The following is a 13,506-nucleotide window of genomic DNA, read 5'->3' as shown; positions in this document are numbered from 1 at the left end:
GGCGTCAGCCGGGCCTCGAAGGATGCTCGTCCGGGTGCGCTCTACCGACCATCCTTTGAGGCTCGCTGCGCGAGCGCCTCAGGATGAGGGTGTTCTCGGGGATCGGAGGAGTTACACCGCCACCGGCGCCTTGATGGCGGGGTGCGGGTCGTAGCCCTCTATGGCGATGTCCTCGAAGCGGAAGGCGAAGAGGTCGTCCACCGCCGGGTTGAGCTTCAGCGCCGGCAGCTTGCGCGGGGCGCGCGAGAGCTGCTCATGCGCCTGCTCGACATGGTTCACATAGAGATGCGCGTCGCCCAGCGTGTGGACGAAGTCGCCCGGCTTCAGCCCCGTCACCTGTGCCACCATGTGGGTCAGGAGCGCGTAGGAGGCGATGTTGAACGGCACGCCGAGGAAGATGTCGGCCGAGCGCTGGTAGAGCTGGCAGGAGAGCTTGCCGTCCAGCACGTAGAACTGGAACAGGCAGTGGCAGGGCGGCAGCGCCATCTGCGGCACGTCGGCCGGGTTCCAGGCGGAGACGATCAGCCGGCGCGAGTCGGGGTTGCGGCGGATGTCCGAGAGCACCTGCGCGATCTGGTCGATCACGCCGCCGCGCCCATCCGGCCAGGAACGCCACTGGTGGCCGTAGACGGGGCCGAGATCGCCATTGGCGTCGGCCCATTCGTCCCAGATGGAGACGCCGTTTTCCTTAAGATAGGCGATGTTGGTGTCGCCGGCGAGGAACCACAGCAGTTCGTGGATGATCGACCTGAGGTGCAGCTTCTTGGTGGTGACGAGCGGGAACCCCTCGGCGAGGTCAAAGCGCATCTGGTGACCGAAGAGGGAGAGCGTGCCGGTGCCGGTGCGGTCGTCCTTGCGCGTGCCTTCGCGCAGAACCCGCTCCAGAAGCTCGTGATATTGCCGCATGGCGTGGCCCCGTCGACTATGGACCCACTACATATAGCATGGCTGAGCGGACGGCGCAGTGGCCGCCCGCTCAGCTATCGACAGCTTAAACCGTCAGTCGCAGACGGTGCTCACCGTGGTGATGCCCGAGATCGACTCGCGCTCCAGCGTGCGGCAGCCATAGCCGTTGTCGATCACGTCGGCCGGCGGCAGCGGGGCCGCCTCGCGCACATAGACCTCGCGCGCCATCGGCGCGGGGGCCGGCTCGGTCACGATGACGCGCCGCGGTTCGGCGGGCACCTCCTGCACCACCACCGGCGCGGGCTCCTGTACGATCACCCGCCGGGTCGGCGCCACATAGGTCGGCTGCTGTTCCATCACCACCACGCCGGGCGGGACCGGCTCGGCGCTGCGGACATAGAGTTCCTGTGCAAGGCCCGGCGTCGCGGCGAGCGTCGAGACGCCGAGCGCGGCGGCGAGGCCGATGACGACATGTCCTGTCTTCATGGTTCGTCTCCGTTTCTATCCCCATAGCCCACCCCCGGTGTCCGTTAAGACAGGGGGCAAACCGCCCAGGCGCCGAGGCGTTCCCCGCTTGTCGGGGCAATTCCGGGGTCATTTCGGGGCAGATCAGGGCTTGCGAGCGGTGCCGGCGGTATTATGGGAACCCGTTGCCCTCCCGCGATTTGTCATCGTGCGGAGTTCACGAGGGAGGAGACCATGACGCACAGCACGGACGTCCTGCACACCGAGCACCATCGGCTGCGCATGCACCTGAACCTCCTGGAGAAGGACGCGACCCATCCGCTCGATTTCACGGTGGAAAACTCGCACATGGCCCCGGCGCTGGTGCTGCGCTCGGGCGAGGCGCTGCGCAGCGCGCATTCGAGTGTGCGGCTCGATTACGAGCTGATGCGGCAGATCGTGATGGAGGCGCTGCGGGCGAGGATCGCCGAGCTCGACGAGAAGCTCTACGGCAGCGAGGGCGGCAACCAGCCGATCGAGCGCCTGCAGTTCGGCGACCAGACGGAGGCGTGAATCGGCCCGGTTGGGGAGCGCGGCCTGCGCCCCCTTCCAACCGGGCGGGCATGCCCCTATATTCGTTGTGCCGGCGCAAGCCGGCTATGGCGATAAACGGTTGTCGGAATAAACCCATCGGACCCGGGGGCAGTACCCGGCGCCTCCACCGGAACCCATCCTTCAGGGTGGGCTGCGGCGGGGGCGAAACAGGATCGACGGGGGCGTAAAGGGCATTCTTTCGCTCGGCATGGTACCGCCGTCATCGGACCAAACTTATAGTTGCCAACGACAACTATGCTCCGGTTGCTCAGGCCGCGTGAGCGGTTTGATCTACGGAAAATAAGTCCTAGCGGGTAGCACCGTCGGGCGGGGTTCGGAGGCACCTGGCAACAGAAGCCTCCACTTCATCCTCACCTTCCGGCTGGCGGTTGTCGCTGGAATCGGGTTCATTGCCGGCATGAGCGTCGATCTGATCCGCTATGACCTGCTCGTCCAGGACGCGCTGCGCAGCGTAGTGCGCCGCGTGCTGACCGATGTCGCGCGCGACGGCCTGCCGGGCGACCACCATCTCTATGTCTCCTTCGACACGCGAGCTTCCGGCGTGCGGCTCTCGCCGCGGCTGAAGGAGCGCTATCCGGAGGAGATGACGATCGTCCTCCAGCATCAGTTCTGGGACCTGATCGTCTCCGACCAGTTCTTCGAGGTCGGGCTGTCCTTCAACGGCATCCCCGAGCGGCTGCATATTCCCTTCGCCGCGCTCAAGGGCTTCTTCGACCCGTCGGTGAAGTTCGGCCTGCAGTTCGAGCCCGTCGCCGAGGAGGACGAGGACGCCGAGGACGAGGCGGCCGCCCCGGCGCCCGTCGCGCCGGTGACGCCGATCGGCGAGGCGCGGCCGACCTCGGTGCCCTCGACCCGTGCCGCGGCGCGCCCCGCCAAGGAAGCCGCGAAGCTGGCACCGAAGACGGAATCCAGGCCGGCGCCGGCCAAGCCGACGCCCGTCCCCGCCGCCAAGGCGGAGCCGAAGCCCGTGGCCGTGCCCAAGGCGGACAAGGCTTCCGAGAAATCCTCCGACAAGCCCGCTGCCAAGGGCGGCGAGGGCGAGGGGAAGGACGACGGCAAGCGCGGCGGGCAGGGCGGCGCGCAAGGCGGCGCTCAGGTCGTGCGGCTCGACACCTTCCGCAAGAAGTGACCGTGGCCGCGTTTCACCAAGTGATCGTCGTCGGAGCCGGAGCGGCAGGGCTTGCCGCCGGCGGCCGGCTGCACCAGGCCGGCATCGACGTGATGGTGGTCGAGGCCGCTCCGCGCACCGGCGGGCGCGCCTATACCGATACGGCGAGCTTCGGCTTCGCCTGGGACCAGGGCTGCCACTGGCTGCATTCGGCCTCGGTCAATCCGCTACGTGCCGCCGCCGACGAGCTCGGCTTCTCCTATCTCATGCGCGGCACCCGCAAGGCGCGCGAGACCCATATCGGCGGCCGCTGGGCGGACGAGGCCGAGCGCGAGGCGGCGTGGCAGGCGATCGACGCCACCTATGCGGCCATAAAGAAGGCGGGCGACGAGGGCCGCGACATCGCCGCCAGCGAGGTGATGGACGCGTCCAATCCGTGGAACCGGCTGGCGCGGCACTGGCTGACGCTGATGTCTGCCGCCGAGCCGGAGCGGCTCTCCACCCTCGATTACGCCGCCTATAGCGACACAGGCGAGAACTATCCCGTCGAGCAGGGCTATGGCGCGCTGATCCAGGCGCTGGCGGCGCGCACCGCGCCGGACCTTCCGGTCATGACCTCATGCCCGGTCGCCCGCATCGACTGGTCGGGGGAGGGCGTGAAGCTGGAGACGCCGCGCGGCACGCTGGCGGCGCGCCTCGTCATCGTCGCCGTGCCGACCACGGTGATCGCCCGCGGTGGCCTGCAATTCGCGCCGGTGCTGCCGGTGGAGCTCGCCGAGGCCTTCGAGGCGCTGCCGCTGGGCGCAGCGGAGAAGGTGGCCTTCCTGTTCGACCGCGACGTGTTCGGCGTGCCGTCGAGCTCCTATGTCGACACGATCGACCTCGCCCATCCTGACCGTCGGCCGATCAACTTTGTGCTGAACCATTTCGGCGCCAACATCGCCATCGGCCAGCTCGGCGGCGACAATGCCGCGCGGCTGGTGAAGGCCGGGCCGGAGGCCATGCGCGATTTCGGCCTCGCGGCGCTCAAGGATGCGTTCGGCGCCGACATCGAGAAGCATGTCGTGCGCGTCGCCACTACCGGCTGGGTGGCCGACCCGCTGATCGGCGGCGCCTATAGCTGCGCCCTGCCGGGCTTCGCCCATGTGCGGGCGCGGCTGGCTCGTCCCCTCGGCGACCGCATCCTGTTCGCCGGCGAGGCGGTCTCCGCGCACGCCTATTCGACCGCGCATGGCGCGCATCTCACCGGCCTCGCCGCCGCCGACGCGGCGCTGGCGCAGCTCACCGGGAGGGCGGCATGACAATGCTCACCATCATCGCAGCCGTCGCCGAGAACGGCGTGATCGGCCGTGGCGACGACCTGCCCTGGCACATTTCCGGCGACCTCAAGCGCTTCCGCACCATCACCTGGGGCAAGCCGATCCTGATGGGGCGCAAGACCTTCATGTCCATCGGCAAGCCGCTGCCAGGGCGCACCAGCATCGTGGTGACGCGCGACACCGGCTTCGCCGTGCCCGAGGGCGTGCTGGTGGTGCCCTCGCTGCCGGCGGCGCTCGACCGCGGCGCGCTGGAGGCCGAGCGGCTCGAAGTCGACGAGATGGCGGTGATCGGCGGCGCACAGCTCTACGCGCAGGCCCTCCCGCACGCGTCGCGGCTGCGCCTCACCGAGGTGCTCGGCGAGCCTGAGGGCGACATCTTCTTCCCCGCCTTCGCGCAGGACGAATGGCGCGAGGTGAGCCGCGAGGGTCCGTTCAAGGCCGAGACGGACGACTACGCCTTCAGCTTCGTGGATTACGAGCGGGTGTGACGTTGAACGTCATCCCGGACGGCCGCAGGCCGATCAGGGATCGCAAGCCGAATTGGAGAGCGATCCCGGCTCTCCGCTGCGCGGAGCCTGCCCTTGGGCTTGCCAAAGGCAAGACCCGAGGGGCCGGGATGACGACTAAGACAAGATAATCAGATCGGCCGGCCTTCGACGCTGATGGTCAGCGTCTTCTCCATGTCCTCCACCTCGTCGAGATGGGGATAGATGGCGAGCGCCTGGCGGGCGGCTTCCAGCGCGTGCTTCTCGTCGCCGATCTCCTTGCAGATGATGGCGATGCCGGACCAGGCGCCGTAATGGCGCGGCTCGCGCGCCACCACCTGGCGCAGGTCGTTCAGCGCGTCGGAGAAGTCCTGCTTGAGGTAGAACACCGTGGCGCGCTTGTTCCACGCCTCGAGATGGTTCGGCTCGACCTTCAGCACGCCGTCGAGCAGCTCGATGGCGAGGTCGTAGTCCTTGGCCTGCGTCGCCAATGCGGCGCGGCTCATCAGGAGGTCCGCCGTGTCGCTGCCGGAAGGGGTAAGGGCGACGTCGATGCGCTCGGCGATGTTCTTGGCCGAATCCTTGTCCGGAGCCGCCTTGAGCGCGGCGAAGAGCGCGTCGAGCCGTTTGCCGCGGTCGGGCTCCTGCGCGGCCTCAGCAGGCTTTTCGGGCGAGGGCTTTTCAGGTGTTTGCTTGGCCGCTTCGGGCGCGGCGCCGGGATTCTGCGCCGGCGCGGCCGGTGCCGCGCTCTGGGCGAGCGCCTGCGGGGCGAAACCGCCGAGCGGCGCGACGGCGATGATCAAGGCAGCAAAAAGGGCGCGCATGGCTCCAGTCTAGGAGCGATGGCGCCCTCGTTCAATGTTGCAGGGCAGCAAGCCGCGAAATCGTGAACGCAGCCGGAAGCCCGAAGCCTCAGCGGTCTACGCTCAGCCCTGGCGGGCCTTGAAGCGCTTCTGGGTCTTGTTGATGATGTAGACGCGGCCCTTGCGGCGCACCAGGCGGTTGTCGCGGTGGCGCCCGAGCAGCGACTTGAGCGAATTGCGGATCTTCATGACACGTAACCTTCGGATCGTCGGCGCTTGCGCATGAGACGGCGCCTCCATGGCCGCGCCCCGATCCGCCAGCTTCAAGAAATCGAGGCCCGGCTGATAGCGGAGGGGAGGGGCGGTTGTCAATCCGAGGAAGACCCTCGATCCTCATCTGCCTGCCTTCGGCCGATGCGGCCGAGATGGGTCAGCCCGAACCCGCCCGCATATTTCAGCCCGTAGCCGAGGGCGCGGTCAATGCCGATATGGGCGATCCAGATGAGTGCGACCGCCACCGGCAGCTGCCGGCCGAGCGCAAGGCCGATTCCGGCGAGCAGCGCCGGCGCCAGATAGGAATGCGCGGCATTGTAGAGGGCGGCGCCGGCGCCCGGCCCTGCGAGGTAAGCCAGCAGCGACAGGTCCGGGGCGAGGATGAGCAAGGCGAACAGGCCCCAGCCGCCGTCGATGTGGTGGTAGGCCAGGATCGCCGCCGCGGCGGTCGCCGCGCCCTCGAGGCGGAGCAGCAGGCGGGGAGCGCCGCGGACGGCTCCCGAGAAGCCGGTATCCGGGTCTGTCGTCATCGGTTCAGTCCACCGCCTCGCCCCGCGCGCGCTTGAACGGCGCCATGCCGGCGCGGGCGAGCTCGTCGGCGCGTTCGTTCATCTCGTCGCCGGCGTGGCCCTTCACCCAGTGCCAGCGGATTTCGTGGCGCTCCATCGCGCTCTCCAGCCGCTCCCACAGGTCGACATTCTTCACCGGCTTCTTGTCGGCGGTGCGCCAGCCATTGCGCTTCCAGCCGGCGATCCACTTGGTGATGCCGTTGCGCAGATATTCGCTGTCGGTGTGCAGATCGACCGTGCAGGGGCGCTTCAGCGCCTCCAGCGCCGAGATCGCCGCCATCAGCTCCATGCGGTTGTTGGTGGTCGGGGATTCGCCGCCCGACAGCTCCTTCTCGGCACCGGCATAGCGCAGGATCGCGCCCCAGCCGCCGGGGCCGGGATTGCCCGAGCAGGCGCCGTCGGTCCACACCGCGACGATGCCCTTGGGCGGCTGCTTGGCATCATCCGAGAAGACGCGGGCGGTGCCCGGCGCGCTCTTCACGCGGTCTGCCTCTCGGCGACGCCATAGTCGCGCGGGCTGGTCACCGAGCGGTGGAAGCGCAGCTTGCGCAGATACTCGACCGGATCGTGCGGGCGCACCAGCGCGCCCGGCGGCACGTTCAGCCAGTCGACGAGGCGGGTGAGCAGGAAGCGCAGCGCCGCGCCGCGGGCGAGCAGCGGCAGCGCCGCGATCTCCGCTTCGTCCAGCGGGCGCTCGGCCTGATAGGCGGCGAGCAGCGCGCGGCCCTTGGTCTGGTTGTAGGCGCCGTCCGGCTCGAAGCACCAGGCGTTGAGGCAGATGGCGACGTCATAGGCCAGGAGGTCGTTGCAGGCGAAATAGAAGTCGATCAGGCCCGACAGCTTGCCGTCGGTGAAGAACACGTTGTCGGGGAACAGGTCGGCATGGATGACGCCTGCCGGTAGGCCCTTGGGCCAGCGTTCCTCCAGCACTGCGAGCTCATCGGCGATGAGCGCAGAAAGGCCCGGCGCCACCGTGTCGGCGCGCTCGCGCGCCTGATCGTAGAGCGGGCGCCAGCCGGCGACCGAGAGCGCATTGACGCGCCGGAATTCGTTGAAGTCGGCGCCCGCCTTGTGCAGGCCGGCAAGGGCGGCGCCCAGCGCCGCGCAGTTGGCGGCGGTGGGCCGGCGCACCGAGGTGCCGACAAGGAAGGTGGCGATCAGGGCCGGCCGGCCAGCCAGCTCGCCAAGCGCCACGCCCTCGCGGTTGCGCACCGGCTGAGGGCAGTCGATGCCGCGCTTGGCGAGGTGCTCCATCAGCCCGATGAAGAAGGGCAAATCGGCCGGGTTCACCCGCTTCTCGTAGAGGGTGAGGATGAAGCTTCCGGCCTCGGTCTGCAGCAGATAGTTGGAGTTCTCCACCCCTTCGGCGATGCCCTTGAAGGCGCGCAGCCGGCCGAGCTCATAGGTCGAGAGGAAGGCTTCGAGCTCTTCCGGCGAGACATCGGTATAGACGGCCATTGAGGAGAACCTATTCGGCCGCGTCGGGGCGCAGCTGGCGGGGCAGTGGGAAGAACACGTCCTCATGCGCAGTGTGGACGGTCTCCACCTTCAGCGCATAGCGCTCGGCGAAGGCGTCGAGGATCTCCTCGACAAGGATTTCGGGCGCGGAGGCGCCGGCGCTCACCCCGAGCGAGGAGATGGCGCCGAAGACGGCCCAGTCGATCTCGCCCGCCCGCTGCACCAGCGCGGCGTGGCGGCAACCCTCGCGCTCGGCGGCTTCGCGCAGGCGCTGGGAGTTCGACGAGTTCGGCGCGCCGACCACGATCATGGCGTCGACCTGCGGCGCCACCTGCTTCACCGCCTCCTGGCGGTTGGTGGTGGCGTAGCAGATGTCTTCCTTGTGCGGCGCCGTCATCGCCGGGAAGCGCTCCTTGAGGATCGCCACGATCTCGGCGGTGTCGTCGATGGAGAGGGTGGTCTGCGTCGTATAGGCGAGATTGTCCGGGTCGCGCGGGGTGAAGGCGCGGGCCTGCTCGGCGGTCTCGACCAGCCGCACGGCACCCTCGGGCAGTTGCCCCATGGTGCCGATCACCTCGGGGTGCCCGGCGTGGCCGATGAGCACGACCTCGCGGCCTTTCTTGTGATGGACGGTGGCCTCGCGGTGGACCTTGGTCACCAGCGGGCAGGTGGCGTCTATGGCGAAGAAGTTGCGCCGCGCCGCGTCCTCGGGAACGGACTTCGCCACGCCATGGGCGGAGAAGATCACCGGCGCCGAGGTGCCGGCCGGCACCTCGGAAAGCTCTTCGACGAAGACCGCGCCCTTCGCGCGCAGGCCCTCGACGACATATTTGTTGTGCACGATCTCGTGGCGCACATAGACCGGCGGGCCGTACATCTCCAGCGCCCGCTCCACCGCGTCGATCGCCCGCACCACCCCGGCGCAGAAGCCGCGCGGGGCGCATAGGAGGACGCGCAGAGGAGGTTTTTCGGCAGCCGGCATCGCCATTTCCAGAAGGCCCGTCCGTGCGGGCCACGCCATCGTCATGGGTGGCGCGGCACGTGCTGTCAAGCGCGGGGGCTCATGGTCCCTTGGCGAAGACGCCGACGACGTCGAGCTCCACCTCGTCGGATACGAGGGGCACGGCATAGCCGAGGCCGAACTCGCTGCGCTTGATCGTCGTCGTGGCGACGAAGCCGATATTCTCGGCCTTGGTCATCGGGTTGATGCCAGCGCCGAAGAAGGTGGTCTCCAGCGTGACCGGCCGGGTGATGCCGTGCAGCGTGAGCTCGCCCTCGATCGCGCCTTCGGTCCCCTCCGCCGTCACGTTGGTCGATTTGAAGCTGGCCTCGGCGAACTTCGCCGTGTCGAAGAAGTCGGGGCTCGCGAGATGCTTGCCGAATTCCTCGGAGGACACGACGAGGCCCGCCAGCGGGATCTTGATGTCGAGCTTGGCGTCCTCGGGCGCCTTCGGGTCGAGGACCAGCGTGCCGCTCATCTTGCCGAACATGCCGGTGAGCGGGCTGAAGCCCATATGGTCGACCGTCCAGATCACCTGCGTATGGTCGGGATCGACCGTGTAGGTGCCGCCGCTGACGCGGGCGACGTCCGCCGCGCCGGGAATCTCCGGTGTGCCTGCCTCTTGTGCGCCGGGCAAGTCCTGCGCCTCGGCGCGCGAAAGTCCGCTCAGCGCGGAAAATCCGATCAGCACGACCGCGGCCAGAAGTCGAACGGGCTGCATCGCTGTCTCCTCTTTTGGGGTGCGGAAGCCTACCAGCGGGTTTGCGGCGACGATAAGTTCGACCTGTGTCTTTGGGTTTGCAGGACGGCGCGCAGACGCCTATATTTGTCGCATCCCGGTCATCGCGAGACGGTCCGAGGCTCCGCCCCCCAGGGTGGTCGGAGCGCGTGAGGAAGTTTGCGCGGCCGAAAGACCCAATCATCACGCCGCTCACGGCCTCCCGGCCGGCTCGGCGCCTCAATGGATGGAGATTCGTCCCATGGCGAACGCCCCCCTCATGCCGAAGGCCACCGCCGTGTGGCTGGTCGAGAACACCGCGCTCACCTTCGACCAGATCGCGGACTTCTGTAAGCTCCACGTGCTGGAGGTGAAGGGCATCGCCGACGGCGAGGTGGCGCAGGGCATCAAGGGCCTCGATCCGGTCTCCACCGGCCAGCTCGCCCGCGAGGAGATCGAGCGCGCCGAGAAGAACCCGAACCACCGGCTGAAGCTCCTGGAATCGAAGGTGCGCCTGCCGGAGCCCAAGCGCCGCCGCGGCCCGCGTTACACCCCGGTATCGAAGCGCCAGGACCGGCCGAACGCCATCCTCTGGCTGCTGCGCAACCATCCGGAGCTGAAGGACAGCCAGATCATGCGGCTGGTGGGCACCACCAAGACGACCATCGAGTCGATCAAGGAGCGCACCCACTGGAACGCCGCCAACCTGACGCCGATGGACCCGGTGACGCTCGGCCTGTGCTCGCAGATCGACCTCGACATCGAGGTGCAGCGCTCCTCCAAGGACCGCCCGGCGACGCCGCCCGGCGAGCACGGCGCCACGCTGCTGCCGGTCGACGTCTCCACCGGCGAGACCCCGCACGAGCCCTTCGCCCCGGCGCGCAAGCCGCGCGAGGAGGCCATCGACCTCGAGACCGTGTTCGCCAAGCTCGGTGGCTCGCGCAAGAGCGAGACCGACGAGGAGGAGTGAGGCGCTCACGCCTCGCGCTTGATGACGTGACCCGGAGCGGCCGCGAGGCTGTCTCCGGGATTTTCTTCTGGATGAAGGCTACGCCGCCGACACCTTCGCCAGCCCGCGCGCGGAGAGCGCCGTGGCGATCTCGTCGAGCGATGCCGGGTCGTCGATGGTCGCCGGCATGTGCCAGGGCTCGGCGTCGGCGATCTTCTTCATCGTCCCGCGAAGAATCTTGCCCGAGCGGGTCTTGGGCAGCCGGTTCACCGTGATGGCGATGCGGAACGCCGCCACCGGGCCGATGCGCTCGCGCACCAGCGCCACGATCTCGGTCTCGATCTGCGCCGGCGAGCGGTTCACCCCAGCCTTCAGTACCAGGAAGCCGCAGGGCACCTCGCCCTTGAGCTCGTCATGAATGCCGATCACCGCGCATTCGGCGACGTCCTGATGCGCGGCCAGCACCTCCTCCATGCCGCCGGTGGAGAGCCGGTGGCCGGCGACGTTGATGATGTCGTCGGTCCTGCCCATGATGAAGAGCTGGCCTTCGCCATCCTTGAAGCCGGCATCGGCCGTCTTGTAGTAGCCGGGGAATTCGGCGAGGTAGCTCTCGCGGAAGCGCCCGTCCTGCCGCCAGAGCGTCGGCAGGCAGCCGTGCGGCAGCGGCAGCTTGATGGCGATGGAGCCCATCCTGTCGGCGGCGACCGGATGGCCGGCCTCGTCGAGTATGTCGACCTGGTAGCCGGGCATCGGCACGCCGGTGGAGCCGACGCGGATGTCGAGTGCCCCGAGCCCGACCGGATTGCCGGCGATGGCCCAGCCGGTCTCGGTCTGCCACCAGTGATCGACCACCGGCACGCCGAGGCGCGCCTTGGCCCATTCCACCGTGTCGGGGTCGGCGCGCTCGCCGGCGAGGAACAGGGTGCGCAGCGAGGAGCGGTCGTAGTGCTGCATCAGGAGCCCGTCCGGGTCCTCCTTCTTGATGGCGCGCAGCGCGGTCGGGGCGGTGAACAGCGCCGCCACCTTGTATTCCTCGATCACCCGCCAGAAGGCGCCGGCGTCCGGCGTGCCGACCGGCTTGCCCTCATAGAGCACGGTGGTGCAGCCGGTCAGGAGCGGCGCGTAGATGATGTAGGAATGGCCGACCACCCATCCGATGTCGGAGGCGGACCAGTATACCTCGCCCGGCTCGACGCCGTAGAGCCCTTCCATCGACCAGCGCAGCGCCACCATGTAGCCGCCGGTGTCGCGCACCACGCCCTTGGGCTTACCGGTCGTGCCGGAGGTATAGAGGATGTAGAGCGGGTCGGTGTCCTCGACCGGTGTGCAGTCGGCGACGGTTCCGGTGGCGAGGGCCTCTTCCCGCGCGCGTCCCCAGTCGATGTCGCGGCCGGGCACGAGCTTGGCCTCGGCCTGCGGGCGCTGGAAGATCAGGCAGGTCTGCGGCTTGTGCTTCGCCATGGTCAGCGCCAGGTCGAGCAGCGGCTTGTATTGGACGATGCGGCTCGGCTCGATGCCGCAGGAGGCGGAGAGCACGACCTTGGGCTCGGCGTCGTCGATGCGGCTCGCCAGCTCCGCCGCCGCGAAGCCGCCGAACACCACCGAATGGATAGCGCCGATGCGCGCGCAGGCGAGCATGGCGAACACCGCTTCCGGGATCATAGGCATGTAGATTACGACGCGGTCGCCCTTCTCCACGCCGAGACTGCGCAACATGCCGGCGAGCGTCGCCACCTCGGTTTGCAGCTCGGCATAGGTGACGGTGCGCTTCGCGCCGGCCACCGGGCTGTCGTAGTAGATCGCCGGCTGCGGGCCGCGGCCGGCGGCGACATGGCGGTCGACGGCGTTGTGGCAGACATTGGTGACGCCGCCGGGGAACCAGCGGCCATAGACGCCGAGAGCGGGATCAAAGGCCCGGGCCGGCGGCTCGAACCAGTCGATGGCGCGGGCGGCTTCCAGCCAGAAGCCTTCCGGGTCGCGGATCGAACGCGCATGGATGGCAGGATAGCGGCTCTCGGCGGTCATCTCGGCGTCCCCTCGCGAAATCTTTCTTGTTGTGCGGAGATTCCGGCGGCGGTGCCTCGATTGCAAGAACGCTGAAATGCTTACGTCCTTCGTCGGGAGGCCCTGAAAGCACAAACCGCCGGCGTGGAAGCCGGCGGCCGAGTGTCGTCCCCGAATTGTGCTGGACGGCGAGGGCCGCAACCCCCGCCGGGCCTAGTGGAGCGTTGCTCCCTTAAGCCGGGCGATCTCGTCCTTCAAGTGAAGCTTGCGTCGCTTGAGGTCCGCGATACGCGAGTCGTTAGCGGCAGGTCGGGCGACCTCTTCCCGCAGTTCCTTCTCCAATGCCTGGTGGCGTCGTTCCAACTCCGCAACATGCGCCTGCATGGACATGGACAGCATCTCCCTGTCTTCCGGAATGAACGTCATCAGTCTGTCACGGGCTGGCTGGTCTGTCGACGAATCGATGCGCTGCGACGCAATAAGGTAGCCTGCGGTGGAGGCAGTTCCGGCGGCGGTTGCAGCGGGGCGCGCGGGCGGCGATACTGGGCCTCCGCCCCGCGATCGCCGGGGGCGAATCGGGTTTCGGGTCGAGCGTTTGACACAGATGATGGCGGATGAGGAACGCGAGCTCCGGGCTCTCCTCGAGCGCTTGCGGCAGGAACATCGCGATCTCGACGTGGCGATCGAAGCGCTGCAGGAAATGCCCGGCAGCGACCAGCTGCAACTGGCGCGCTTCAAGAAGCGCAAGCTGATGCTGAAGGACCGCATCGGCTTCATCGAAGACCAGATTTGCCCCGACATTATTGCTTGAAAACGCAAATGGCCGGGACGAGCCCGGCCATGACGTCTTCTCGG

Annotated in this window: 17 protein-coding genes and 1 other RNA gene; 7 read left to right on the top strand and 11 right to left on the bottom strand. The window is 68.3% G+C overall.

Annotated features, from left to right (window positions below; translation table 11 throughout):
• Positions 1–111: 111 nt before the first annotated feature.
• Positions 112–906: a thymidylate synthase gene (locus SNOV_RS15360; protein ID WP_013167875.1), complete on the bottom strand. Its 795-nt coding sequence runs from the start codon at positions 904–906 to the stop codon at positions 112–114.
• Positions 907–999: 93 nt separating this feature from the next.
• Positions 1,000–1,392 (bottom strand): hypothetical protein, encoded by a 393-nt coding sequence (locus SNOV_RS15355; protein ID WP_013167874.1) that lies wholly within the window; start codon positions 1,390–1,392, stop codon positions 1,000–1,002.
• Positions 1,393–1,605: 213 nt separating this feature from the next.
• On the opposite strand from SNOV_RS15355, the gene SNOV_RS15350 reads away from it, so the two are divergent.
• The 5 genes from SNOV_RS15350 to SNOV_RS15335 all read left to right on the top strand — a co-directional run bounded on the left by SNOV_RS15350 (position 1,606) and on the right by SNOV_RS15335 (position 4,880).
• A complete protein-coding gene (locus SNOV_RS15350; RefSeq protein ID WP_013167873.1) occupies positions 1,606–1,923 on the top strand; it encodes a hypothetical protein in 318 nt (105 codons plus the stop codon).
• 30 nt (positions 1,924–1,953) lie between these two features.
• Positions 1,954–2,309, top strand: a transfer-messenger RNA (tmRNA) gene (ssrA, locus tag SNOV_RS23140).
• 53 nt (positions 2,310–2,362) lie between these two features.
• Entirely contained in the window at positions 2,363–3,094 is a 732-nt protein-coding gene (locus tag SNOV_RS15345; protein WP_013167872.1) for an SspB family protein, read from the top strand.
• A 2-nt stretch (positions 3,095–3,096) separates the two neighbouring features.
• Positions 3,097–4,374, top strand: a complete 1,278-nt coding sequence (locus tag SNOV_RS15340; protein WP_244412771.1) for a flavin monoamine oxidase family protein — start codon at positions 3,097–3,099, stop codon at positions 4,372–4,374.
• Positions 4,371–4,880 (top strand): dihydrofolate reductase, encoded by a 510-nt coding sequence (locus tag SNOV_RS15335; RefSeq protein WP_013167870.1) that lies wholly within the window; start codon positions 4,371–4,373, stop codon positions 4,878–4,880. Before SNOV_RS15340 ends, SNOV_RS15335 begins: the two co-directional genes overlap by 4 nt.
• A 149-nt stretch (positions 4,881–5,029) precedes the next feature.
• Here SNOV_RS15335 and SNOV_RS15330 read toward each other — a convergent pair whose 3' ends face one another.
• From SNOV_RS15330 to SNOV_RS15300, 7 genes are all read right to left on the bottom strand, one after another.
• Complete coding sequence (locus SNOV_RS15330; protein WP_013167869.1) at positions 5,030–5,701, bottom strand: tetratricopeptide repeat protein; 672 nt, start codon at positions 5,699–5,701, stop codon at positions 5,030–5,032.
• 102 nt (positions 5,702–5,803) lie between these two features.
• The gene (ykgO, locus tag SNOV_RS15325; RefSeq protein ID WP_013167868.1) at positions 5,804–5,929 is read right to left on the bottom strand and encodes a type B 50S ribosomal protein L36; all 126 of its coding nucleotides are present in this window, start codon (positions 5,927–5,929) and stop codon (positions 5,804–5,806) included.
• A 119-nt stretch (positions 5,930–6,048) separates the two neighbouring features.
• Positions 6,049–6,483, bottom strand: coding sequence for a DUF4260 domain-containing protein (locus SNOV_RS15320; protein ID WP_013167867.1), 435 nt, complete (start codon positions 6,481–6,483; stop codon positions 6,049–6,051).
• Between the two features lie 4 nt (positions 6,484–6,487).
• Complete coding sequence (gene rnhA, locus SNOV_RS15315) at positions 6,488–7,003, bottom strand: ribonuclease HI (protein WP_013167866.1); 516 nt, start codon at positions 7,001–7,003, stop codon at positions 6,488–6,490.
• Positions 7,000–7,980 carry a homoserine kinase gene (locus tag SNOV_RS15310; protein ID WP_013167865.1) on the bottom strand — a complete coding sequence of 327 codons (981 nt, stop codon included), beginning with the start codon at positions 7,978–7,980 and terminating at the stop codon, positions 7,000–7,002. Before SNOV_RS15310 ends, rnhA begins: the two co-directional genes overlap by 4 nt.
• Before the next feature lie 10 nt (positions 7,981–7,990).
• A complete protein-coding gene (ispH, locus tag SNOV_RS15305; protein ID WP_013167864.1) occupies positions 7,991–8,962 on the bottom strand; it encodes a 4-hydroxy-3-methylbut-2-enyl diphosphate reductase in 972 nt (323 codons plus the stop codon).
• A 79-nt stretch (positions 8,963–9,041) separates the two neighbouring features.
• On the bottom strand, positions 9,042–9,701 hold the full coding sequence (locus SNOV_RS15300) for a YceI family protein (RefSeq protein WP_013167863.1): 660 nt from the start codon (positions 9,699–9,701) through the stop codon (positions 9,042–9,044).
• A gap of 259 nt (positions 9,702–9,960) precedes the next feature.
• On the opposite strand from SNOV_RS15300, the gene SNOV_RS15295 reads away from it, so the two are divergent.
• Entirely contained in the window at positions 9,961–10,668 is a 708-nt protein-coding gene (locus SNOV_RS15295; RefSeq protein WP_013167862.1) for a DUF1013 domain-containing protein, read from the top strand.
• Positions 10,669–10,746: 78 nt separating this feature from the next.
• Here the strand turns inward: SNOV_RS15295 and SNOV_RS15290 are convergent, their stop codons facing one another.
• Both SNOV_RS15290 and SNOV_RS15285 read right to left on the bottom strand, forming a co-directional pair.
• Positions 10,747–12,672, bottom strand: coding sequence for a propionyl-CoA synthetase (locus SNOV_RS15290; protein ID WP_013167861.1), 1,926 nt, complete (start codon positions 12,670–12,672; stop codon positions 10,747–10,749).
• 192 nt (positions 12,673–12,864) lie between these two features.
• A complete protein-coding gene (locus SNOV_RS15285) occupies positions 12,865–13,041 on the bottom strand; it encodes a YdcH family protein (protein ID WP_013167860.1) in 177 nt (58 codons plus the stop codon).
• A gap of 214 nt (positions 13,042–13,255) precedes the next feature.
• On the opposite strand from SNOV_RS15285, the gene SNOV_RS15280 reads away from it, so the two are divergent.
• Positions 13,256–13,462 carry a YdcH family protein gene (locus tag SNOV_RS15280; RefSeq protein ID WP_013167859.1) on the top strand — a complete coding sequence of 69 codons (207 nt, stop codon included), beginning with the start codon at positions 13,256–13,258 and terminating at the stop codon, positions 13,460–13,462.
• Positions 13,463–13,506: the final 44 nt, after the last annotated feature.

It is taken from the genome of Ancylobacter novellus DSM 506 (assembly GCF_000092925.1).
Taxonomy (GTDB): domain Bacteria; phylum Pseudomonadota; class Alphaproteobacteria; order Rhizobiales; family Xanthobacteraceae; genus Ancylobacter; species Ancylobacter novellus.
Note: the sequence above shows the minus strand (reverse complement) of the source record. Positions and strands in the feature narration are given on the sequence as shown.